The organism is Trichococcus flocculiformis, from assembly GCF_963662535.1.
Classification (GTDB): domain Bacteria; phylum Bacillota; class Bacilli; order Lactobacillales; family Aerococcaceae; genus Trichococcus; species Trichococcus flocculiformis.
In genome coordinates this window covers 2,372,319-2,397,020 of the sequence record NZ_OY759718.1, presented here as the reverse complement: position 1 = coordinate 2,397,020, position 24,702 = coordinate 2,372,319, and the positions used below count along the sequence as shown (strand labels likewise).

Genomic DNA, 24,702 nt, shown 5'->3' with positions numbered 1-24,702 from the left:
AGGAGGGATAAGATGGGAAAAATTACTGGATTTAAGGAATATAGCCGTTCCAATTATGAAAAGATTTCTCCGGAAGTCCGTATCAAAAATTGGGGCGAAATGCGTGAAGAAACATCCGAAGAAAAAATTCGCACACAAGCGGCCCGTTGTATGAGTTGTGGCATTCCCTTCTGTTCGGCAGGCATCATGCTGCCGAACGGTGCTTCCGGTTGCCCGCTGCACAATCTCATCCCCGAGTGGAATGACATGGTGTATCGCGGTCAATGGCAAGAAGCTTACGAACGTTTATCCTTGACCAATCCATTTCCGGAATTTACAGGACGTGTCTGTCCTGCTCCTTGCGAAGGATCTTGTACAGTCGGGCTAATCGGTGAACCCGTCACGATCAGCAGCATCGAATACGAAATCATCGAACATGCTTTCCAGAATGGTTGGGTAAAACCGGCTAAAGCTCCGGCTACCGGCAAACGCGTTGCGGTTGTCGGCTCAGGTCCTGCCGGCCTTGCGACTGCGCACTATTTGACTTCAGTCGGCCATGCGGTCACTGTCTTCGAAAGAAGCGACCGTCCGGGTGGTTTGCTGATGTACGGTATCCCGAACATGAAATTGGACAAGGATATCATCCAAAGAAGATTGGACATCCTGGAAGAAGCTGGCGTTACGTTTATCTGCAACACTGAAATCGGCAAAGACATCGCAGCTCAGGAATTGGTTGATACGTATGATGCAGTCGTTCTTTGCGGCGGTGCAACCCGCGCGCGCGGCATCAATGTCGAAGGCAATGATGCAAAAGGCGTACACATGGCCATGGACTTCCTGACCGCGAACACACAAAATATCCTTGCAGGCGAACCGCAGGAAAGCAAAATCACCGCCAAAGACAAACACGTCATCGTTATCGGTGGCGGGGATACCGGGACCGACTGTGTCGGTACTTCCATCCGTCACGGCGCGAAGAGCGTGCATCAATTCGAAATTATGCCTCAAGCTCCGGACAAACGTGATGCAAACACGAACCCATGGCCAGAATGGCCTAAAAAGCTGAAAACAGATTACGGCCAAGAAGAAGCAATCTATTTGACCGGCTCCGATCCGCGCAACTATGAGATCAATACGACCAAAATCGAAAAGAATGAAGCCGGAGAAGTTACGGCTGTCCATACTGTCCAGATCGAATGGAAACGTGATGCGTTAGGCAGAATGAATCCAGTACCCGTCGAAGGAACGGAAAAAGTCTGGAAAGCGGACTTAGTCTTGTTGGCGATGGGCTTCACCGGTCCTGAAGATACGATTCCGGATGAGTTGACTTTGAAACGCGATCTGCGCAGCAATATCCAAGCAGCAGAGACCGACTACAAAACGAACGTGGAAAAAGTCTTTACATGTGGTGACATGCGCCGAGGACAAAGCTTAGTTGTCTGGGCTTTGCAAGAAGGGAAACTAGCCGCAGGCGAAGTGGACCGTTTCTTGTCAGGCGACACAGCCATCTATTGATATTAGTTGGAAAAACCGAAGCAACGGGGAATCGTTGCTTCGGTTTTTTTGCGGATTTGGTACAGCGGGAGAGTTGTGTGCCTTGCTCCGGCGAGGGTGCTGTACCCGGAGATGAAAAAAGAAAAATAGTTGCCAACTCCGGCGAACCCGCCTTCGCCGGAGAAAGACCAAGAATAATGCCGTCAACTCCGGCCAGCCAACGCTTGCAGGAGTTGACGCCTTCCCGGAGTGCTGTCCTCCGGCGAAGCCACATTCGAACGCAAACTCGAACAGGAGCCTAAAACTGTTGGGGCGGCCCGCATAATTCCATATATTGAATTCCGAAATATAACTCAAAAAAATGGTATAATAACAACAAATCCTTAAGTAATCTAAGAGGGAAAAATTTGCAGGAAAAGAAAGGGTGTCAAGTTGTGAAAAATTGGAAAAATGTGGCGATTGCCTATGGCCTACCCGCAGTCGTTCTTCTAGGATATTGGTATTCGGCGTTGACCCCGGTGTCGATCCAGTCGCCGGAGTTTTGGACGAATATGTTTTTGTATTTGGTCGCAAGTGCAGCATTGATGAACGTCTTGGATCGGTCGAAAGCCGATAAAGTCAATAAAATTTCTGGAGCCATCATCGGAATCAGCGTTGTTTTCATCATTGGCGGGATGCTTTTTGGTTCCCAAATTTTCAGGGCCAAAGATTACGCCAGCCTGATTACGCATACGGATGGCAATTTTGAGGAGGACCTGACCATCACGGATCCTTCGCAGATCCCGACGATCGACCGCGATATGGCGGAGCGTCTGGGAAGCCGTAAGCTTGGCGAAGTCCTCAACTTGGTTTCGCAATTCGACGTCAGCACGGAATACACACAGATCGCTTATAAAGGCGATTCGGTCCGTGTTTCGCCATTGGAATATGTCAGTTTTTTCCGTTGGTTGAACAACCGCGCAGACGGCATTCCACATTATGTGACCGTCGATATGGTGACGGGAGATTCTGATTTGGTGGATCTGGAAAAGACCATCCATTATTCCCATTCAGGCTTTTTCGGGGATGACATCACCCGACATATCTTTTTCAACTATCCGACCGTGATGTTCGAAAACCCGGTCTTTGAATTGGATGAAGAGGGCAACCCGTATTACATCGCGCCCATCGTTGAAAAGAAATTCAGCTTCATGGGGCCCAAAGAAGTCGTCGGCGTGTTCGTCGTGGATGCTTCCTCTGGTGACATCACGCGCTACAGCGTCGCAGATGTGCCGGATTGGGTCGATCGCGTGTTCCCGGCGAATATGGTGATGACGCAGATCAATTACAACGGGCAATACCAAGGCGGTTTCCTGAACAGCGTCATCAGCAAGAAGGGTGTCATCCAGAATGCGGATGGCTACAATTACATCGTGCTCAATGACGATCTGTACTTGTACACCGGTTTGACTTCCGTAGCGGCGGATGAATCAAATATCGGTTTTGTGCTGGTCAATTCCAGGACCAAGGAATCGAAACGCTACAACATCAGCACTGCGACCGAATGGAGTGCCATGGAGAGCGCCCAGGGATCGGTGCAGGAAAAAGGCTACATCAGCACATTCCCGCTTCTGTTCAACATGGAAAACAAGCCGGTCTATCAATTGTCCTTGAAGGATGATGCCGGTTTGATCAAAATGTACGCCTTCGTGAATGCGACGAACTACCAGAAAGTCGGGACCGGTAATTCGTTGGCTGCCGCATGGAGCGCCTTTACCGGTGGCGTCGTGAGCGCACCGGACGACGCGGATGAGGAATCGGAAGAGGTCGTCGAGACGGAAACCATCAGCGGTGCCATCACTGCAATGGAATCAGTCGTCATCGACGGCGAAACGACCTATTACTTCACGCTGGAGGGCGATGCAGAAACCATCTATATAGCTAAAGTATCCATCGACAAGCAGTTGCCGTTCATCAAAGCCGGCGACAGCGTGACAATAGAAGTAGACGGCGCCCGCGTCGTATCCATCATCAAACAATAACAAATTGGAAGAAGGGTCTGCCTCGTTTGAATGTGGGCTCTTTTTTGTTGTGCCGGAAATGCAAAAAATTGACGGAACAAGGGCTGTTGTTGCATAGTAAAGATAAGAATGCATGCGAAAGGAAGCGCTGCGCTATGGCAAACAAAGTGACCCATCCAATACTGTTTCAAGGCGATCTGAAAAAGCAAGGACCCTATTTTGAAGGGTGGTATTTCAAGAGTGTTTCGGCTGATGAAAAAACCGTCCTCAGTCTGATTCCGGGAATATCCCTTACCGCTGAAGATCCACATTGTTTCATCCAATATTCCTATGTCCACGTCGGAGAAGCGCCCGGAAAAGAGTTGCGGACCGGCTACATCCGCTACCTCTTGTCTGCGTTTCAATACAACCAAACGCCATTTGTGCTTAAAGTTGGAAATAGCGTCTTTTCGGAAACGCTCGTCAGCGTCCATCTGGAAGAGGACGATTTCCGGATGGAAGGCATCCTGAAATTAGGGCCGTTCCAGGCAATCAAACGGACACCGCTATCGCCATCCATTATGGGTTTCTTTGCCTATATCCCGAACATGGAATGCTATCACGGCGTTATCAGCATGAATCATGCCGTTGACGGAACAGTGGCTTTCGGGACCAAAGCTTGTGATTTTACAGGCGGAAAAGGCTACCTTGAAAAGGACTGGGGAACGTCTTTCCCGGAGGAGTATGTCTGGATCCAGTGCAACCATTTCCGGGATGAGGGGACGAGCCTCTTCTTCTCGGTGGCGAAAATTCCTTATCGGGGATCCTCGTTTGAAGGGTTCATTTGCAACTTTATCGTGGATGGGATCGAATATCGTTTTGCGACCTATAACCGCAGCAAATTCACTTTAGGTTTGTTGACCGATGATCGCATCGAGATCGAAGTTTCACATGCATCCGCATCCCTCACTATTTGTGCGGAGGTGCTCCACGGCGGGGCGTTGATGGCGCCGACCAGGCAGGGTATGGACAAGTTGATCAAAGAAGGGCTTTCCGGCATCGTTACAGTCGATTTCACCGATCAGAAAACTGGAAAAATTTACCACGATGTCGGAAATGTTTCCGGCATCGAAGTAGTACGTTGAACATTTGAAAGAGTGGGAGGGAAAGGAAATGAGTCAAAATTTGTTCACTTACCGTATCCAGACGAGCGGAAAGCAATCATTGACGAACATTGATGTCTATCTCGAGGACGCAATGACGAAAAGCGGCGTGAAGGACGGCATCTTGGTTGTCTTCTGTCCGCATACGACAGCTGCCATCACGATCAATGAGAACGCTGATCCGGATGTGCAGAAGGACATGAATTGGGGCTATACGGACACCTTTCCGAATAAGGGAAGCTACAGACATAGCGAAGGCAACTCCGATGCCCACATCAAATCCTCTTTGACGGGTGTCAGCGAAACGATCATTGTGACGGAAGGACGGATGCTGTTGGGGACTTGGCAAAGCATCTATTTCTGGGACTATGATGGACCGCGTAACCGTAAATTTCACGTGAAGATCATCGCTGGATAAATGTTTGATGTGCAGCTTGAGCATGTTGTTTCGAATTCGAGATAAAAACCTGTATAATGAAATTAAAACAAGCGGTAGGTGAATGCACAATGCTGGAGGATATCAAAAAAATAATTGCGGAACACAAGCCGGAGCCGATCGGGGAACAGCGCAATTTTTCCGTTCTGATCCCTTTGATAAGAGTGGACGGAGCGCTTCATGTTCTTTATGAAGTACGGGGAGCGCATATATCCCAACCTGGGGATACTTCCTTCCCGGGTGGTGCAGTGGAGCCGGGAGAAAGCTTTGAAGCGGCGGCGATCCGGGAAACCATGGAAGAGTTGAACCTAAAGAGCGAAAACATAAAAATTTTGGGGGAGATGGACTATATCATGAATGATCGCGCAATCATTCATTGCTTCGTCGGGGAAATCACCGGTGTTGAAAAGGATGATATCCATTTCAATAAAGAGGTCCAGGAAATCTTCACGGTGCCGCTTCAGTATTTCATGGACAATCGGCCTACCTATTATTCTTCGACGGTCCGGCTGGAGCATCCCGATGATTTTCCGTTTGAACTGATTCCAAACGGGAAAGACTACAAATTTAAGGTCGGTGTCCACTGTGTGCCTTTCTACCATCTTGAGCATCATCGACTGTGGGGATATACCGCGAACCTCACCGACCGCTTCGTCAACATACTGGAACAAAATGAGCAATCATCAAAATAAGCATGAAGAGGCCGGCTCGCTAAAAGCCGGCCTCTTCATGCTTGGCGCATAATTTGCAGTTATCTGTATTCTCGGTGCTCTGCCGGTGCGGATAGTCGAGAGTTAAAACTTCGGTCAGGTGAATAACTACCGGAAACTACTAAATACCGGAAGGATCGCCCGTTTGTCGGGCATCAGTCCAAGACGGTATACCGAAGAACCGAGAGTGCGCGAATCTCTCGACAGAATGATCACCGAAAACCGCAAAACACCCGACAGAATGCTCCTCTTTCGGGTGAACGCCCAGGACAGTATACCGATCACCCCAAAGTGGTCTGAACTGTTGACTTTTCGGCATTATTGGCCGTGCTTAAAGCCGAAAGTAAGATATTAATTGGGTAATAAATAAGTAGGGGTACATCAGATGTTGAAAATATGTGCGCGATATTTTTCGAAGCTTTCATGCACGCTTGGTTGGACTTTCTTCAACGAAACAGGGCGTCCAGCCTCGTTCAGGAAGCAATGCTGGCTTTTTCCGGTCGTGCGCAGCTCGCCGGTCGCGACATCGATGACGCGATAGGCAAGACTCAATTTGACGCCGTTGTACGACTCGATTTCAGGCAGGACGTAGACGGAATCGCCATAGCGGACCATCGACTTATATTGGGCCTCGACTGTCAGTACTGGGCTGACGATGCCGTTCGCTTCGAGTTTCGCGTAATTTGCACCGACCTGATCAAGGAAGTCGATGCGGGCTTCCTCGAACCAACGGATGTAATTCGAATGGTGGATGATTTTCATCTGATCTGTTTCATAGTATTGGGCGACGTGGATGTAGGGTTTCAATTCATTTTTCAAAAAAGTTCCTCCTTGCGGCAGTTCATTAGGGATATGAAAGACTTATCCCTAATGAACTGCCTTTTTTCTTGCTGGTAGGTTACGCGTTGTCCGATACAGCGCAGTTATCGGACAACCGCCGAAGCATGTGGATGCTGAATGTCCGATTCACTACAGTTATCGGACATTTACAGATGTGGCTCTAGGGAAAGCGGCAAGAAAGGGAGGTCTCCTTTGGAGCCTCCCCTTCTTGTGTCTTTTATTTTGCTTCAATCTCGATTAGCAGATCTCCGGCTTCGATCTGATCGCCGTCGATAACATAGATCTGATCGACGACACCGCTGATTGTTGAACGGATCATCGTTTCCATCTTCATCGCTTCAGTGATCACGACTGGATCGCCTTGAGAAACGCGGTCGCCGCGTTTGACGAGAACTTCCAATACAGAACCCGGCATTGTTGCGCCGACGTGTTCTTTGTTGGTAGGTTCCGCTTTTTTGCGGATCGCTTTCGTGCTGGTGATGGACATATCTTTGACTTCAATCTCACGGCCCTGGCCATTCAGGTCGAAGTAAAGGATACGCATTCCGTCCGAATCCGGTTCACCGATCGAGTTCAATTTAATGATTAAAGTTTTACCTTTTTCGATCTGAACTTCGATCTGTTCGCCCATACGCATGCCGTGGAAGAAAGTAGGGGTGTCAAGTTTAGTGACATCGCCGAACTTATCGTAGACGGCCACGTAATCCAGGAAGATTTGCGGATACATCAGGTAGCTGATGACATCCTCATCGCTGGCTGTACGCTGGATTTTTTCCTCCAGTTCGGCTTTTAAAGCCACGAAGTCGATCGGCTCACGCAGGCTGCCTGGTCGTTCTGTGATGGCTTTTTTGCCTTTCAGGATGATTTCCTGCAATCTATCGGGGAATCCGCCTGTCGGTTGGCCCAAGTCACCTTTGAAGAAGCTGATGACGGATTCAGGGAAGTCGATGGTATCGCCTTTAGCGTAGATATCTTCTTCATTCAATTTGTTTTGGACCATGAAGAGAGCCATGTCGCCGACAACTTTTGAGGAAGGGGTCACTTTAACGATATCGCCGAACATTTTATTCACGTCAGCATACATTTCTTTGACTTTATCCCACTCATCGTTCAAGCCGACTGCATTCGCCTGTTGTTGCAGGTTCGTGTATTGTCCGCCCGGCATTTGGTGATTGTATACTTCTGTTGAAGTCGTCTGGATGCCGCCTTCGAATTCTTCATAGTAATCACGGATATCTTCCCAATAACGGTTGATTTTATGTACGTTATGGATATTGATTTCCGGCGCGTGTTCAGAACCTTCCAGGGCATAGTACAAGCTGCTGATGCTTGGTTGGCTGGTCGTGCCGCTCATGGCACTCATGGCCACATCTACGATGTCTACGCCAGCTTTGATTGCTTCTGAGTATGTGTAGATGCCGTTTCCGCTTGTGTCATGTGTATGCAGATGGATCGGCAGATTGACGGTATCTTTCAATTCGCTGATCAGACGGTAAGCCGCTTGCGGTTTCAAAAGACCAGCCATATCCTTGATTGCGATGATGTGTGCACCCAGTGATTCAAGCTCTTTGGCCATCTCTTTGTAGTATTGGATGGTGTATTTTGTTTGTGTCGGATCATTGATATCGCCAGTGTAGCAGATGGCTGCTTCAGAAATCTTATCATTGTCGCGCACATACTGGATGCTCTTTTCCATTTGTTTCGTCCAGTTCAAACTGTCGAAGATACGGAAAACATCGATTCCGTTTTTAGCGGCAAGTCTGATGAACTCTTCTAAACCGTTGTCCGGATAGTTTTGGTATCCGACGGCATTGGATCCACGGAAAAGCATCTGCAATAAAGTATCCGGCATTTGCGAGCGCAGTTTCTTCAATCGTTTCCAAGGATCTTCGCTCAAGAAGCGGTAGGCAACATCGAAGGTAGCTCCTCCCCACATTTCCGAAGAGAACAATTGCGGAATGGCCGCTTGCGTTTCGGCTGCGATGGCTTGCATCTCATTTGTGCGGATACGGGTAGCCAGCAAACTTTGGTGCGCATCACGGAAAGTTGTATCCGTCAAGAGAACGCGGTTTTGGTCTTTGATCCATTCGCTCACTGCTGTAGGGCCTTTTTCATCCAAAATATTTTTGGCAGTGATGATTTTTTGTTCCGGAACGACGATGTCAGTCGGAATCCGAGGCTTATCATAGAATTTCTTGTGGCCTTTTTGGATACCTGGGAAGCCATTAACGGTAATGTTTCCGATGTACTGCATCGTTTTGTTACCACGGTCACGCGTTTTAGGGAATTCGAACAATTCTGGCGTCGTATCGATGAATGTCGTTTTCGCATCGCCTGATACAAAGATCGGGTGCGTGATGACGTTGAACATGAATGGAATGTTCGTTTTTACGCCACGGATTCGGAATTCGATCAGCGAACGCTCCGTTTTGCGGACAGCTTGATCGAATGTCGAAGCATGTACGCATAATTTAACTAGTAAAGAGTCAAAGAACGGTGTAACGACCGTACCTTGGAATCCGTTACCAGCATCCAATCGGATACCGAAACCGCCTGGAGAACGGTACGTATTGATTTTTCCGGTATCAGGGAAGAAGTTATTCAACGGATCTTCCGTCGTGATCCGGCACTGGATAGCAGCACCGATCAACGGGATATTTTCCTGTTGCGGGATACCGATTTCTTTATGCAGATCTTGTCCTTGAGCGATCAGGATCTGTGATTGGACGATATCGATTCCTGTAATCAATTCTGTGATTGTGTGCTCCACTTGGACACGCGGATTCACTTCGATGAAGTAGAATTGATCGCCTTCCAAAAGGAATTCAACGGTTCCGGCATTTACATAGCCAACGTGTTTCATCAATTGAAGAGCAGCGTTACAGATTTCGTGACGAACTTCATCCGACATGGAAACGCAAGGTGCCACTTCGACTACTTTTTGATGACGACGTTGCACAGAGCAGTCACGCTCGTAGAGGTGAACAATGTTACCGTGCTCATCCCCTAAAATTTGAATTTCGATATGTTTAGGATCTTGGATGTACTTTTCAACATAAATTTCATCGTTGCCGAACGCGGCCAACGCTTCACTGCGGGCTCTTTCGAAACCTTCACGGGCTTCTTGTTCATTGAAGGCCATACGCATACCGCGTCCGCCGCCGCCTAAAGCCGCTTTGATCATGATCGGGTAGTTGTAGGCTTCCGCAAACGCAATGACTTCATCGATGTTCGCTACAGGACCGTCAGATCCAGGGATTGATTGGATGCCGGCTTCCACAGCGGCAACTTTTGCTTTGATTTTATCGCCAAAAATGTCCAAATGCTCCAAAGAAGGACCGATGAATTTGATGCCTTCTTCTTGGCAGCGTCTAGCGAAGTCGATATTTTCAGATAAGAAACCATATCCAGGATGAATGCCGTCTGCACCGGAATCTTTAGCGATGCGGATCAGGTCTTCGATGTCCAGATAGGCGTCGATAGGCTTTTTGCCCTTTCCGACCAAATAGGCTTCATCTGCTTTAAAACGGTGCACAGAACCTTCATCCTCTTGCGCATATACGCCCACAGTAGGGATTCCCAGTTCAGTCAGTGCACGAAATACACGTATCGCGATTTCGCCACGATTTGCAACTAAAACTTTTTTCAATATTTCCACCTCGCTAATTTATTAAAATTCAGGAAAATTTCTTATACAATGATTAAAAATGATTCGTGATTTCTGCCGAATATGAAAATTTGGCGAGAGAAATCAATTATATCTTTTTAATTATTCATTTTACACATTATTTAGCTTGTTTACAACTACCTTTTTAAGAATCCATTAATAATTGGCGGAAATGCTGTTTTTGAACAAAATACGAACGATTATTCAAAATAATATCAATAACATAAGCTTATTTTTCGTAATTGGAAATAGTACGTGCTATTATGAGATTGATTTTGCAACTAATGCGAACAATCTTTCGTGAGAGGGTTTTGCTCATTTTCTGTGCTAAAATAGATAACAAAGGGAAGTGAAACGGTTACACGTTAATGCGACGGTAATCGAAAAATAGTTGCAAAAATGGGGAATCCAGTAAAGAAAAGGGGGATTTATACGTGAGTGAACCAACAATAGGCAAACACACGCCATTATTTGAATATTATAAAGCGAATGACGTGAAGCTGATTGATTTCGGGGGCTGGGAGATGCCGATCCAATTTTCCGGCATTCTTTCCGAACATGAGGCCGTTCGTGAACGCGCGGGACTGTTCGATTGTTCGCATATGGGAGAGATCGAAATATCCGGCGATAAAGCAGAAGACTACCTGAATGGACTGCTGACGAATGATACCAGCGTGATGACGATCGGCCAGGCTCAATACAATATTATGTGTTACCCGGATGGCGGGGCAGTCGATGACGTCATCCTTTTCAAAATGAACGAAGAGCGCTACCTGCTGGTCTGCAATGCATCCAACACGGATAAAGTATTTGCATGGATGCAGGAGAACAAAAAGTTAGAAGCGAGTATCAGCAATATTTCCGACAGTATCGGTCTGCTCGCTCTGCAAGGACCGGCCGCCATCAAAATTCTGAAGGAACTGACGGACGCTGATCTGGATGCCATCGGAAATTACCATTTCATCGCGGAACAGGAAGTGGCGGGCATTCCGCATGTCTTGATTTCGAGGACGGGTTATACCGGTGAAGACGGGTTTGAATTATATCTGACGGGTGAGCAGACCGCGTTGCTGTGGGAAAAACTGCTGGCAGTCGGAGAAGCCTATGGTGCTTTGCCTTGTGGACTCGGTTCGCGGGACACGCTTCGATTGGAGTCCGGGATGCCACTGTATGGACATGAATTATCTGAGGAAATCACCCCACTGGCTGCTGGGTTGGGATTTGCAGTCAAGACGAAAAAAGCGAGTGATTTTATCGGTAAAGCATCCTTGACGGCAATTCGCGAAGACGGACCAAAAGAAAAGATCGTCGGTTTCGAAGCCATCGAAAGAGGGATTCCACGCGAAGGCTATAAAGTCTTTTCCTCGGACGGAGCGGAGATTGGGGTCGTCACATCCGGTACGCAGTCGCCGACTTTGAAGAAAAGTATCGGAATGGCCTTAGTGAAGTCGGAAGCAGCCACCCTCGGAACAGAGATCCAAATTGAAATACGCAACAAACGTATCCAAGCTCGGATTGTTCCGAAACCATTCTACAAAAGAAAAAAATAATTTTTGGCACGTGTACTAATGAAAACAAAAATAAACCAGCGCCGTGCGCGGAAGGATGATCAAAATGGCAGACCACAAGAATTTTTATTACACAAAAGAGCACGAATGGGTAGAAAAGATCACAGATGAAACGGTACGCATCGGCATCACAGAGCATGCAGCAGAACAACTTGGCGATATCGTGTTCGTGGATTTCGTGGCTGATCTGGATGCTGAATTGGCTAAGGGGGACGAGTCTGTGACGGTAGAATCCGTAAAATCCGTCTCGGAAGTGTATGCGCCTGTCTCTGGAACAGTGACGAAACAAAACGAAGCTTTAGCTGATTCCCCTGAAGTCGTCAATGCAGAACCGTTTGCAGGCGGCTGGATGTACGAAATGAGCCTGAGCGATATCAATGAATTGGATGAATTGTTGAGCTACGATGAATATGCAGCATTCGTGGCCGAGGAGGAAGCGTAAAATGACTGAGGAGCGATTCCGTTATTTACCGGATACGGCCGAAGACGAAAAAGAAATGTTGGCTGTCATCGGGGTCGAAAGCATGGAGGACCTGTTCACGGATATCCCTGACGAAATCCGTTTGAAGGAAGCGTTGGCGATTCCGGCTGCCGTTTCCGAATCGGAACTATTGAAACAAATGAAAGACTTGGCCGAGAAAAACGTCAGTGCCGGACAGATGCCGATTTTCATGGGCGCCGGTACGTATGATCATTATATTCCGAGCGTTGTGGATGCGGTGATTTCGCGCTCTGAATTCTATACAGCCTATACCCCTTATCAGGCGGAAGCCAGTCAAGGAGAGCTGCAGGCGATTTTTGAGTTTCAATCGATGATCAGCGAATTGACCGGGATGGAAGCCACAAACTCTTCCTTATATGATGGTTTTGCTTCCTTGAGCGAAGCTGTTGGTTTGGCAGCGGCCGTTACGAAACGCAAGGAAATCGTTCTTTCACAAGCGGTCCATCCGAATGCTCGTGCCGTCGTCCACACTGCCGCAAAAGGGCGTGGCCTCGAAGTCATCGAAGTGTTGATGGAAAAAGACGTCACCAACTTCGGTGTCACGCGATGCCTGACCACACCGGATACCGCCGCAATCGTAGTCCAGTACCCGAATTTCTTCGGCTCGGTCGAAGATTTGGCTGTCGTAAAAAAGATTGCGGAAGATAAAGGGGCGCTGTTGATCGTGATGGCCAATCCGTTGGCGCTTGGAATATTGGAAGCGCCCGGTAAATTGGGGGCGGATATCGTTGTCGGAGACACGCAGCCGTTCGGTTTGCCGATGTCATTCGGCGGTCCGCATTGCGGTTACTTCTCCGTGAATCAAAAGCATATCCGCAAAGTTCCCGGACGGATCGTCGGGGAAACTGTGGATGCCGAGGGAGAACGCGCTTTTGTGCTGACGCTCCAAAGCCGAGAGCAGCATATCCGCCGCGAAAAAGCGACTTCCTACATGAGTTCGAACCAAGCCTTGAACGCGTTGGCTTCAGCGGTCTGCATGGCGGCCCTCGGTAAACAGGGCGTTCAGGAAATGGCGCAGCTGAACGTCGACAAAGCATCTTATTTTGCCCAAGCTTTGCAGGATAAAGGCTTCGCGATCCTGAATCACTCGCCGTTCTTTAATGAGTTCGTCATCGATCTGCCTTTCCCTGCTGAAGAAGCGAATAAGGCTTTGCTGGAGGCGGGCATCATCGGCGGTTACAGCTTGGCCGAAACCTATAAAAAGCCGAATCAGTTGCTGGTTTGTGCCACCGAAAAACGCACGAAGGAAGAAATCGACCGATTCATTGCGGTATTGGAGGGAATGAAGCATGCGTAAAACAAAAAAGGTGATTTTTGAATTAAGCCGTTCAGGGCGCGTCGGCTACAGCCTTCCAAAGAGTGATGTCCCAAAAGCGGATTTCAAGGCCAAACTGCCGGAGCATCTTGTCCGCAAACAGCCGGCCGAATTGCCGGAAATCAGCGAGCTGCAGTTGATGCGCCATTACACCAACCTTTCCCAGGACAACTTTGGCATAGAAAACGGCTTTTATCCGCTGGGGTCCTGCACAATGAAATACAACCCGAAAATCAACGAGGTGACCGCCCGTTTGGACGGCTTCGCCAATATCCACCCCTATCAACCAGTGGAAACCGTCCAAGGCGCGCTGCAGTTGATGCATGAACTGCAGGAAGACTTGGAAGTCATCACCGGCATGGACGGTGTTTCTTTGCAGCCGGCAGCCGGAGCGCACGGCGAATGGACCGGGTTGATGATGGTGCGAGCCTACCATGAAAAGAATGGCGATCTTCAGCGCACGAAGGTTTTCGTGCCGGACAGCGCCCATGGAACCAATCCATCGAGTGCCCATATCGCCGGCTTCGATGTCGTAAGCATCCCGTCGACCGCTGAAGGTTTGGTCGACCTCGAAGCTTTGCGCAAGGCAGTCGATGACCAGACTGCCGCTTTGATGCTGACGAATCCGAATACGCTGGGGCTGTTTGAGCGCGATATCGTGCAGATTGCCGAAATCATCCACGGTGCCGGCGGATTGCTTTATTACGACGGTGCGAACCTGAACGCCATCCTCAGCAAAACGACGCCAGGCACGATGGGCTTCGATATCGTTCATTTGAACCTGCACAAGACATTCAGTACGCCGCATGGCGGCGGCGGACCGGGAGCCGGTCCAGTAGGCGTAAAGGCAAATCTGAAAGAGTTTCTGCCGATTCCGCGAGTGGAGAAGACAGAAGAAGGCTATGTGCTGAACAGCGATCATCCCGCTTCAATCGGTCCGGTCAAAGGTTATTACGGGAACTTCGGCGTCCTTGTCCGGGCCTACACCTACATCCGCACAATGGGACCAGTCGGTTTGCGCAAAGTATCGGAGAGCGCCGTGCTGCATGCCAATTATCTGCGTAAGCTTCTCGAAAATGATTTCGACACGCCGTATCCGGTCATCTGCAAGCACGAATTCGTCCTTTCCGGCAACCGTCAGAAGAAGGGCGGTGTGCGGACTTTGGACATGGCCAAGCGCTTGCTGGATTACGGCTATTACGCGCCGACTGTCTATTTTCCGTTGATTGTCGAGGAAGCTTTGATGATCGAACCGACGGAAACCGAAAGCAAAGAAACGCTCGACGACTTCGCGGACGCGCTGATCGCAATCGCCCGCGAAGCAGCAGAAACGCCGGAAACCGTCACACAAGCACCGCTTCATACATCGGTCAGACGACTGGATGAAGTGCGTGCCGCCAGAGTGATCAAAGTGAAATACTGATTTGATGCCATAAAAAGAACAGCTCCCGACAATCCGTTTTAATGGAAAAGTGGGGGCTGTTCTTTTTGTGTATTTGACTTTACTGTGCGACAGTCTGCTCCAGCAAGAGGTTCATGTTCAGGAAACCGCGTTCGCTTTTCAATTGGAAGGCATGCTGACCGGCATTGAAATCGATGACGTTGTCGCTGTCGAGAAAAACCAGCGCCCATTTTTGCGCAGGAACAGGTCCGATGTTCGTTTCGATCACGGCATCGTATTCAGCCATTCCGGCATCATGCGCCTTCAACATGAAGATGCCGGTGCTCGGGCAGCCGCAATCATCGCCGACCGCATAGAAGAGGCTGATGTCCTTGAGTTCGTAACGTTTTTGGATTTCCGTAATGGCGGAATCGGTAAAAGTGAGTTTCATGATTTAATCCCTTTCTTTCCATACAAAGTAACTGCAAATGACCAGGCGGGGAAACTGCCTATCCAACTTTACTTTCTTACTATAAGTATACGATATATCCATCAAAAAACAAGAAAAGCCCTCTTCCGCCGAAAGTCAGGATGACTTCAGAAGGGATCGGTGGAAGAAGATTTTCGATTTATTTTGAACATTCTTAAGAAAATCCTATAACTGGAAAAATGTCAATAACACTTCTGCAATCTTTTGCTACTGCCCTCTGGTAGATCGTTCTTTTTACATCACTAACCAACTTTGGTAGAATCAAAGATATATGAGTTTAAAATAATGAAGAGGTGGGGAGATTCTTTGGCAAATCAAGAAAAGTCAGTTCGGTTGTTTTGGCTATTGTTCAAATCAACTTTTGTGCTGAGTGCATTCACTTTTGGTGGAGGCTATGTGATCGTACCGTTGATGCAAAAAAAATTCGTGGAACAACTGAAATGGATTGATTCAGATGAAATGTTGGATTTGGTTGCTTTGGGGCAGTCCGCGCCTGGTGCGATTGCCGTCAATACATCCATTCTGGTCGGCTATCGTGTGGCGGGTTTTCTGGGAGCTTTGGTGACTGTATTCGGTACGGTTGCGCCCCCGCTTATCATCATCACGATTGTTTCCTATTTTTACATGAATTTTCGTGAAAATCCGATTGTGGATGCTTTGATGATCGGGATGCAAGCGGGTGTGGCTGCAGTCATCGTCAATGTCGTCATCGGCATGGTCAGCGGGGTCGTCAAGCAGCGCGACATTGTGAATATTCTATTGCTGTTGGTGGCGTTCATCGCTTCCTATTTCTTTGATGTTCACGTCGTCCTGATCATTTTCTTGGCGGGATTGATCGGTTTTGTCAATCTGAGCTATCAAGAGAAGAAAGGGGCGATCAAATGATTTATTTGCAATTATTTTGGTCCTTCTTCCAAATCGGTCTGTTCACGATTGGCGGTGGCTACGCGTCCTTACCGCTGATCCGGAATGAAATCGTCGTGAATCATGGCTGGCTAACAATGCAGGAATACACGGACATCATCACGATTTCGCAGATCACGCCGGGACCGATCGCCATCAATTCGGCTACCTTCGTCGGAACCAAAGTGGGCGGTTTTGCAGGGGCAATTGTTGCGACTCTTGGTACAATCACGCCTTCAATCATCCTCTCATTGATTTTGGCATGGGCTTACTATAAGTACCGCGATATCAAAATCATGCAAGGCATCCTTGGTGGGCTGCGACCGGCAGTCGTAGCTCTGATTGCCGCGGCAGGATTGGCGCTTTTTGTGGCTGCTCTGTTCCAAACCGGCGGAACGCTAATCGGCGGAATTACCGTCAATTTCCTTGCGGTTGGAATCTTTATTGCGGCATTGTATGCGCTCCGGACTACAAAAATCGATTCTATTTGGCTGATACTTGTTTCTGGTGCCGTAAGCATCCTTTTCCATTTAATCAGCTGATTGGGTGTATAATAAAAGAATAGCACATTCACTTCGTCAAGAAAGGAACTTGTCATGATGTCAAATCAGGCAGCTAAAGAGATTCAAGCAAAAAAGAATATGCCGAAAAAGTGGCAGGGGTTGAAGCCTGCGCGTTTCGCGAAATACCGCAGCTGGATCAACAGCGGCACCCCAGGCATCTGTGGCACTTATTGCAGCGCTGTGATGGTGCATGATGCGGTTCTGCAGAAATACAAAAAGTCTTTGGATAAAGATACACTGTTGGCGGGCTTGCTGACGGTCGTTGATGAATTTCTGCCCTACAAGGGGACTTTCTTCTGGGACGTGCAGCACGGACTGAAGGCTTTGCTTAAGGACATTCCGGATTGGTCCGTAAAATCGGGACTCATCACGGAAAAAATCGTGCCGGCCTTGTTGGACCGTCCGAATCCGGTACCGGTCATCGTCGGAACCACGCGGCTTTTCAACAGTAAGTACAAAAACCATTGGGTAGTCGTCTATGCTTATGGCTACAACGAGGATGGCAAGCTTTTCTATAAAGCGTATGATAACCACGGCCGCTACCAGGCCATTTTGCCGGCATCGCAGACGATTGGTTGTGTTTGGTTGGAAGAAAGAAAAAATAATTGAGAATACTATAGATAGTAACGGAGGAACAAAATGAGGGAATATGATTTTATCGCCATCGGAGGTGGCAGCGGCGGCATTGCGACGATGAACCGTGCGTCAGAATACGGTGCTAAAACTGCTGTTATCGAAGGGAATTTATTGGGTGGAACGTGCGTGAACATCGGGTGCGTACCGAAAAAAATCATGTGGTATGCATCCCAAATATCGGAAGCAATCCACAAATACGGACCAGATTATGGGTTTGATACAGGTGCACACAAAATCGACTTCCCGACCTTGCTGAAGAACCGGGACGCCTATGTAGAGCGTTCCCGCAACTCCTATCAAGCGGGCTTCGAACGCCGCAATGTCGATGTGATTGAAGGCTTTGCCAAATTCGTCGATAACCATACTGTTGAGGTGAACGGCGAGCTGATCCGTTCCAAACATATCTTGATCGCGACTGGTGCAAAACCGATCCGTCCACGGATTCCTGGCGCAAAGCTAGGCGACGTTTCCGATACATTCTTCGAATGGACCGAACTGCCCGAGAAAGTCGCAGTCGTGGGAGCCGGCTACATCGCCATCGAATTGGCCGGCGTGCTGCACAATTTGGGAGTGGATACGCATCTTTATGTCCGCTATGATAAGCCGTTGCGCAAATACGATGACAGCATCATCGAAGGACTGATGGAGGAAATCGAAAAGGATGGTCCGACATTACATACGCATGCCGTATCGAAAGCTGTCGAAAAGAATGCAGACGGCACTTTGACGCTGCACCTAGAGGACGGCAGATCGGAAGTCTTCGACAAAATCATCTGGGCGATCGGACGGACCGCCAACATTGACGGTCTAAACATCGAAGCGACCGATGTGAAAGTCAGCGACAAAAAATTCATCATCGTCGACGAATACGAGAACAGTTCCGTCGACGGCATCTACGCAGTCGGAGACGTAACCGGCAAGAACATGCTGACGCCTGTTGCGATTGCAGCCGGGCGCAGATTGTCGGAACGCCTGTTTAACAACAAACCGAATGAAAAACTGGACTACGACAACATCCCGACTGTAATCTTCAGTCACCCGCCAATCGGCAGCATCGGATTGAGCGAAAAAGACGCCGTAGCGAAGTTTGGCGCGGATCAGGTAAAAGTGTACAAGTCTAGCTTTGCGTCGATGTACACAGCCGTTACGGCTCATCGACAGCTAGTCAAAATGAAACTGGTCTGCGCAGGAGAGAACGAGCAAGTCGTTGGTCTCCACGGCATCGGCTACGGCGTCGATGAAATGATCCAAGGCTTCGCAGTAGCCATCAAAATGGGCGCCACCAAAGCCGACTTCGATAATACCGTAGCCATCCATCCCACTGGCGCGGAAGAGTTTGTGACTATGCGGTAGAACGCTAAGAGGCAGTATGCCGGATAACGATTTGTTATCTGGCATACTGCCTCTTTTTTTGTTTTATGATAGTACTATATATTTCCGAAGAGCCGATGTAAAGCCGATCTGTCGACAGAATGCTCACCGAAAACCGCAAAAGACCGGACACAAGCAATATTAGTACATAACACTATAAAAAAAGCTCCCCGCGAGCGGGGAGCCGAAATTAATCTAGTTTTATTCTTTGATCTGGTTCACTTTTTTGTCGTATCCGATACCGCGCAAGATAGCTTTCATGATCTCTACGAATGGGATTACCGACAAAGCAGCTGCAATAACGATCATCCATTGTTGACCAGTCATGTCATAGATTCCGAAGATTGTGTTTAATCCTGGAACGAATGCCACCATCAGCATCAATGACAACGACAGCAAGACTGCGTAGTTGAACATTTTGTTGCCGAACGGGTTGACAGAGAACAATGATTTGAAGACGGATTTACAGTTGAAGGCATGCGACAACTGGATAAATCCTAAGGTTAAGAAGGCCATTGCTTCACCAATGTGCAGTTCATATCCGTAGTAGATAGTCGCCAACCAGAATACGAACAAGGTGATACCACCTTCGTAGATACCTTGGTAGATCATGCTGGTGAATACGCCGTTCGAGAAGAAGTTGGAAGAACGACCACGAGGCGCTTGTTCCATAACATCTTTCTCAGCTTCTTCCAAACCTAAAGCAATAGCAGGGAATACGTCCGTAACCAAGTTGATCCACAGCAAGTGGATTGGTTCAAGGATCTGCCAGCCCAAAACAGTAGCGATGAACAAGGTCAATACTTCACCCAAGTTAGCGGAAAGCAAGTATTGAACCGCTTTTTGAATGTTTGCGAAAACCTTACGTCCTTCTTCAACCGCGTGAACGATTGTTGCAAAGTTATCATCAGCCAATACCATGTCGGAAGCACCTTTAGAAACTTCCGTACCTGTGATACCCATACCGATACCGATGTCAGCTTGTTTCAATGAAGGGGCATCGTTCACGCCGTCACCAGTCATGGCGACCACTTTGCCGTTATCTTGCCAAGCTTTAACGATACGTACTTTATGTTCAGGAGAAACACGGGCATAAACTGAATAGTTTTGAACCGTGCGCAAGAAATCATCATCAGAGATATCATTCAATTCGGCGCCGGTAATGACTGAGCCAGCAGAAGTGTTTTCATCCAAAATACCTAAACGCGTTGCGATTGCAGAAGCAGTATCTCTATGGTCACCTGTGATCATGACTGTACGGATACCAGCTTTTTGTGCTTGAGCGATCGCTTGTTTCGCTTCCGGACGCTCAGGGTCGATCATACCGATAAGACCTGCAAACACCAAGTCCGTTTCGACTGCTTCAGTCGTCATTTTAGCAGGTACAGCAGCGACGTTTTTGAATGCCATCGCCAATACACGCAATGCTTGGATAGCCAAGCTGTGGTTTGTGTCCAGGATTTCTTTTCTGTCAGCGTCTGTGATTGGAGAAATGACGCCAGCCTTGATGATGTGCGTGCAGCGTTTCAACAACTCATCAGGAGCCCCTTTGGTAGCGACCAAGAATTGGTTGCCTTCCGGGTGGATCGTGGACATCAATTTACGGTCTGATTCAAAAGGAACCTCAGCAACACGCGGCATGTCAACCAATTTAGCGGAAAGGTCGAAACCTTTTTCCAAACCGTATTGAACCATTGCTGTTTCGGTAGGGTCACCGATCAATGATTTGTCGTTGGCGATTTTTGTGTCATTCGCCAAGTTCATGATCTTCATGACAGGCAATTCCAAATCGATGTTTTCATCGGCATCGTGGACTTGGCCGTCGTAGTATACTTTTTCGATCGTCATTTTGTTTTGAGTCAATGTACCGGTTTTGTCGGAACAGATGACTTCAGTACCACCCAATGTTTCAACAGCAGGCAATTTACGGACAAGTGCATTTCTGCTCGCCATTTTTTGCGTACCCAACGCCAGGATGATCGTCGTGATGGCAGGCAAACCTTCAGGAATAGCCGCAACGGCTACGGAAATCGAAACCATCAACATATCCAACCAAGGACGGCCATTGAATCCGAATCCGATGATGAACATCAATACAGCGATTACCAAAATCAGAATCGTCAAAGATTTACCCATTTGATCTTGGTTGATCTGTAGAGGGGTTTTCTTCTCTTCAGCGTTCTGCAGCATGTTCGCGATATGTCCAACTTCGGTGTTCATCCCTGTAAGGACGACGACACCTTCCGCACGGCCATAAGTAACGTTTGTGCTTGAGAACGCCATGTTCTTGCGGTCACCTAAAGCAGCGTCGGTTTCAACGTCACGCAAGTCTTTTTCGACCGGTACAGACTCACCAGTCAAAGCAGCTTCTTCGACTTTAAGGGAATTGACATCGTAAAGGCGGATATCTGCAGGAACAACATCTCCGGCTTCCAAAACGATGATGTCACCAGGCACAAGCAATTCTGACTTGACTTGGACAACTTCTCCGCCACGTTTTACGTTGGCAAGCGGTGAAGCCATTTTCTTCAAAGCTTCGATTGCTTCTTCGGCTTTGTTCTCTTGGAATACACCTAAGAATGCGTTTATGATAACAACAGCTAAGATGATGATGGCATCAGCGATTTCATGACCGATAGTACCAGAAATGATTGCTGCAGCTAATAGAACGAGAATCATGAAATCCTTGAATTGGTCCAAGAATTTTTGCAAAGTGGTGCGTTTTTCACCTGCTTCTAGTACGTTCTCTCCATACTCAGCCAATCTCTTCGCGGCTTCCTCTTTGGTAAGGCCATCTCTAGTCGAGTTAAGTTCAGCTAAGACTTCCTCTTCCGTTTGCGCGAAGAACGCTTTATTCAGTTGTTCTTTTGACACAGTATTTCCCCTCTCTTAACCTGAATGTAGTAGTGTTAAAATGAAAAGAGACCTATGCATAAAATTGTCCATCAGACAACACTGTATGCATAAGTCTCACTATTTAAGGTAACACCAGCAGATAGGATTACTCTACTTATTGTTGACATTACCACAGCCTTGTACTGCTAGTTACTCCCCTATGGAGATATTCAGTTTAACACTCGGATTAATTATATCGACAAAAGCAAGGAATCGCAACAATTTATTACCGAAAACGAAAACATTTAAAAAAAAAGACACATTTCCGTATTTTTCGGAAATGCGCCCAGTCATATTAAAGCAATGCCAAAATGATGAAGTTTGCCAAGAATAAAGCCGAAGAGAACCAAACGATCGGGTGGATTTCGTACGACTTTCCTTTTACGACTTTCACGATGCAGTAGAAGAAGAAGCCGGCTGCGATACCGTAGGAAATGCTGTAAGAAAGACCCATGAAGATGGATGCGAAGAAAGCAGGGATTGCATCTTCGAGATCATGCCAGTTGATTTCCGTGAATGATCCCATCATCAGAATACCTACAAGAATCAAAGCCGGAGCTGTTGCAGCAGCGGGAACAACACCAATCAGCGGTGCGAAGAATGCGCTGATGATGAACATGCCGGCAACAACAACTGCAGTCAAACCAGTACGTCCGCCAGCACCGATACCGGCAGCACTTTCAACGTAAGTAGTCGTATTTGAAGTACCGAAGATCGAACCGATTACCGTACCGACTGAATCGGCGAACAAAGCTTTATCCATCTTCGAACTGAATCCGGATCCTTCTTCAAGCGCTTTTTCATCTTCTGCAGAGAAAATACCAGTACGACGACCAGTTCCGATGAATGTACCGATTGTGTCGAAAGTATCGGAAAGGCTGAATGCGAAGATGGTCATCAATACTAAAGGCAATTGGGAAACATCGGAGAACAAGGACAAAAGACCTTCTGAACCGAATGCAGCACCGAATGTTACACCTAGTTCGGAAATAGCTGTTGCAAGCGAGTTTGCTTGCAGGCTTGCTGTTGAAATATCAACAACACCCATCGGGATACCCAACAAAGTGGTCGCAACGATACCGATAAGGATTGCGCCACGGACATTTTTGACCATCAATACAGCTGTAAGGATCAAACCGATCAAAGCCAATAATGCTGGCATTTGCGTGAAATTAACCAAAGCAGGGACGATGCCGCCGCCAGTAATGACTGTGCCTACACCGCCAGTGAACGTTTCAGCCGTTGCATCGTAAGGAGCGCCATTGATCGCTGTGATGGAGCCAGCGTCGGAAGTGAATTCAAGGAAGCCGGCGTTTTTGATTCCGATATAAGCGATGAAGATGCCGATCCCGCCGCTGATTGCGTGCTGCAGGCTTTCAGGGATCGATTTGATGATCATTTTTCTGATTTTGGTTACAGTGATCAGAACGTTGACCATCCCACAGATGAATACCATGGCCAAAGCTTGTTGCCAGGTGAAGCCAAGCGAGAAAACGACAGTGAAAGTGAAGAAGGCGTTCAGGCCCATACCCGGTGCCAAAGCATAAGGTACGTTAGCGAAAAGGCCCATCACCAATGTGCTGACAGCAGCGGAAATGATTGTTGCCAAAAATACTGCTTGGCTAGGCATTCCTGATAAAGAAAGGATTGCTGGATTGACGAAGATAATATAAGACATTGCGAAGAAAGTTGTGATTCCGGCAACGACTTCTTTGGAAACTGTTGTTCCGTGCTCTTTGAGTTTAAAGAAATTTTCCATTTTGAAAAGATCTCCCATCTGAATTTTTTTCGGCAGCGACAGGAAACAGATACAATAAATGATTTCAAATGCATTCCTTGCTTGCCACTCGACTATTATAACCAATCACCCTAAGGCTTGCAATAAATAAGTGAATGATTTAATCAATTTGTTAGTTTAATGTTCGTGATTTTCCTGATCCAGTAATGAAAGCGGTTCAAAAACGCTGCTATTACTTCTTAACGTTAGCATTTCAGGAAAATAGGATCTTTTTCGGTAAATATGCCTGAGCAGGAAAGCGGGTGATATGCTAAAATGAGAAGTACCGAAGCAGTCTGGACGAAAGAAGGTGCAGAGCATGAAAGAAGAAGTATTTGTGGTGGGCGATGTCCATGGGGAAATCACCTTACTGAAGAAATTATTGGAAAAGTGGGACCGCGAGAAGCAGCAGCTGATTTTTATCGGCGATCTAGGGGACCGCGGCGAAAATTCGAAAGCCTGTTTTCTGCTGGCGAAGGAACTGGTGGAGAAGTACGGTGCTATTTATCTGAAGGGCAACCATGAGGCTATCCTGCTGAATTTCATCGCGAAGCCGGAGGAATACGCAGGCAATTATTTTCTGAACGGCGGTTTGGGTTCCTTGGAAAGTTTTCTGCATGAGCGCATCGATGAAGAGTATTCGCCTACTGAAATCGCCCTGATGATGAAACATTACTACAAGGATCTGCTCGCTTTTTTGGCTGAGCTTCCTTTGTACTATGAATGGGAACAATACGTGTTCGTCCATGCCGGTGTAGATTTGGGCAAGAAAGATTGGCACGACAGCTCCGAAGAGGACTTCCTCTGGATCCGCGAACCGTTCCACAAAAAGAAGAACCGCAGCGGCAAAACAATCGTGTTCGGGCATACTCCAACTTTTTATCTCCACGGCGACAACGATCGATCGGACCTTTGGATCTCGGACGATAAGATCGGTATCGATGGCGGAGCCGTCTACGGCGGATCGCTGCACGGCGTCGTATTTGACAAAACCGGTCTGAAAGCGGACCATATAATACAGAAATGATGAAGG

19 protein-coding genes are annotated in these 24,702 nt (G+C 47.8%); 14 read left to right on the top strand and 5 right to left on the bottom strand.

Translation table 11 applies throughout. The features are described from left to right. Window positions 1-12 precede the first annotated feature (12 nt). The 5 genes from ACKPCD_RS11435 (at window position 13) to ACKPCD_RS11415 (ending at window position 5,743) form a co-directional block, all read left to right on the top strand. Entirely contained in the window at window positions 13-1,494 is a 1,482-nt protein-coding gene (locus ACKPCD_RS11435) for a glutamate synthase subunit beta (RefSeq protein ID WP_321433268.1), read from the top strand. 413 nt (window positions 1,495-1,907) lie between these two features. After that, window positions 1,908-3,494 carry a hypothetical protein gene (locus ACKPCD_RS11430; RefSeq protein WP_321433267.1) on the top strand — a complete coding sequence of 529 codons (1,587 nt, stop codon included), beginning with the start codon at window positions 1,908-1,910 and terminating at the stop codon, window positions 3,492-3,494. 134 nt (window positions 3,495-3,628) lie between these two features. Next, on the top strand, window positions 3,629-4,597 hold the full coding sequence (locus ACKPCD_RS11425) for a tocopherol cyclase family protein (RefSeq protein WP_321433266.1): 969 nt from the start codon (window positions 3,629-3,631) through the stop codon (window positions 4,595-4,597). 28 nt (window positions 4,598-4,625) lie between these two features. Next, window positions 4,626-5,033, top strand: a complete 408-nt coding sequence (locus ACKPCD_RS11420; protein ID WP_086989028.1) for a secondary thiamine-phosphate synthase enzyme YjbQ — start codon at window positions 4,626-4,628, stop codon at window positions 5,031-5,033. Between the two features lie 56 nt (window positions 5,034-5,089). After that, window positions 5,090-5,743, top strand: coding sequence for an NUDIX hydrolase (locus ACKPCD_RS11415; protein WP_321433265.1), 654 nt, complete (start codon window positions 5,090-5,092; stop codon window positions 5,741-5,743). Window positions 5,744-6,142: 399 nt separating this feature from the next. On the opposite strand, the gene ACKPCD_RS11410 is transcribed toward ACKPCD_RS11415, so the two are convergent. Together ACKPCD_RS11410 and ACKPCD_RS11405 are read right to left on the bottom strand one after the other, a co-directional pair. After that, window positions 6,143-6,580: an acyl-CoA thioesterase gene (locus ACKPCD_RS11410; RefSeq protein WP_321433264.1), complete on the bottom strand. Its 438-nt coding sequence runs from the start codon at window positions 6,578-6,580 to the stop codon at window positions 6,143-6,145. Between the two features lie 238 nt (window positions 6,581-6,818). Further along, window positions 6,819-10,250, bottom strand: coding sequence for a pyruvate carboxylase (locus ACKPCD_RS11405; protein WP_321433263.1), 3,432 nt, complete (start codon window positions 10,248-10,250; stop codon window positions 6,819-6,821). A 452-nt stretch (window positions 10,251-10,702) separates the two neighbouring features. On the opposite strand from ACKPCD_RS11405, the gene gcvT reads away from it, so the two are divergent. From gcvT to gcvPB, 4 genes are all read left to right on the top strand, one after another. Continuing rightward, window positions 10,703-11,818, top strand: coding sequence for a glycine cleavage system aminomethyltransferase GcvT (gene gcvT, locus ACKPCD_RS11400; RefSeq protein ID WP_321433262.1), 1,116 nt, complete (start codon window positions 10,703-10,705; stop codon window positions 11,816-11,818). Window positions 11,819-11,882: 64 nt separating this feature from the next. Then, a complete protein-coding gene (gene gcvH / locus ACKPCD_RS11395) occupies window positions 11,883-12,278 on the top strand; it encodes a glycine cleavage system protein GcvH (RefSeq protein ID WP_321433261.1) in 396 nt (131 codons plus the stop codon). 1 nt (window position 12,279) lies between these two features. Beyond that, window positions 12,280-13,635, top strand: coding sequence for an aminomethyl-transferring glycine dehydrogenase subunit GcvPA (gene gcvPA / locus ACKPCD_RS11390; RefSeq protein WP_321433260.1), 1,356 nt, complete (start codon window positions 12,280-12,282; stop codon window positions 13,633-13,635). Further along, a complete protein-coding gene (gcvPB, locus tag ACKPCD_RS11385) occupies window positions 13,628-15,076 on the top strand; it encodes an aminomethyl-transferring glycine dehydrogenase subunit GcvPB (RefSeq protein WP_276645144.1) in 1,449 nt (482 codons plus the stop codon). The genes gcvPA and gcvPB overlap by 8 nt, the downstream gene beginning before the upstream one ends. Window positions 15,077-15,155: 79 nt before the next feature. On the opposite strand, the gene ACKPCD_RS11380 is transcribed toward gcvPB, so the two are convergent. Further along, a complete protein-coding gene (locus ACKPCD_RS11380; RefSeq protein ID WP_321433259.1) occupies window positions 15,156-15,485 on the bottom strand; it encodes an iron-sulfur cluster biosynthesis family protein in 330 nt (109 codons plus the stop codon). 345 nt (window positions 15,486-15,830) lie between these two features. On the opposite strand from ACKPCD_RS11380, the gene ACKPCD_RS11375 reads away from it, so the two are divergent. Genes ACKPCD_RS11375 through gorA form a run of 4 tightly spaced genes read left to right on the top strand, consistent with a single transcriptional unit; the run spans window position 15,831 to window position 18,979 of the window. Next, window positions 15,831-16,409, top strand: coding sequence for a chromate transporter (locus ACKPCD_RS11375; RefSeq protein WP_232309244.1), 579 nt, complete (start codon window positions 15,831-15,833; stop codon window positions 16,407-16,409). Then, window positions 16,406-16,969: a chromate transporter gene (locus ACKPCD_RS11370; RefSeq protein WP_321433258.1), complete on the top strand. Its 564-nt coding sequence runs from the start codon at window positions 16,406-16,408 to the stop codon at window positions 16,967-16,969. The genes ACKPCD_RS11375 and ACKPCD_RS11370 overlap by 4 nt, the downstream gene beginning before the upstream one ends. A gap of 54 nt (window positions 16,970-17,023) precedes the next feature. Further along, a complete protein-coding gene (locus tag ACKPCD_RS11365; protein WP_321433257.1) occupies window positions 17,024-17,599 on the top strand; it encodes a dihydrolipoamide dehydrogenase in 576 nt (191 codons plus the stop codon). 30 nt (window positions 17,600-17,629) lie between these two features. Next, window positions 17,630-18,979: a glutathione-disulfide reductase gene (gene gorA, locus ACKPCD_RS11360; protein WP_086989037.1), complete on the top strand. Its 1,350-nt coding sequence runs from the start codon at window positions 17,630-17,632 to the stop codon at window positions 18,977-18,979. A gap of 219 nt (window positions 18,980-19,198) precedes the next feature. Here gorA and ACKPCD_RS11355 read toward each other — a convergent pair whose 3' ends face one another. Next, on the bottom strand, window positions 19,199-21,871 hold the full coding sequence (locus ACKPCD_RS11355) for a cation-translocating P-type ATPase (RefSeq protein ID WP_321433256.1): 2,673 nt from the start codon (window positions 21,869-21,871) through the stop codon (window positions 19,199-19,201). A gap of 316 nt (window positions 21,872-22,187) precedes the next feature. Continuing rightward, window positions 22,188-23,651 (bottom strand): NCS2 family permease, encoded by a 1,464-nt coding sequence (locus ACKPCD_RS11350; RefSeq protein ID WP_086990798.1) that lies wholly within the window; start codon window positions 23,649-23,651, stop codon window positions 22,188-22,190. A gap of 337 nt (window positions 23,652-23,988) precedes the next feature. Here ACKPCD_RS11350 and ACKPCD_RS11345 point away from each other — a divergent pair, with 337 nt between their 5' ends. After that, window positions 23,989-24,696 (top strand): metallophosphoesterase family protein, encoded by a 708-nt coding sequence (locus tag ACKPCD_RS11345; RefSeq protein WP_321433255.1) that lies wholly within the window; start codon window positions 23,989-23,991, stop codon window positions 24,694-24,696. The last annotated feature ends 6 nt before the right edge of the window (window positions 24,697-24,702 follow it).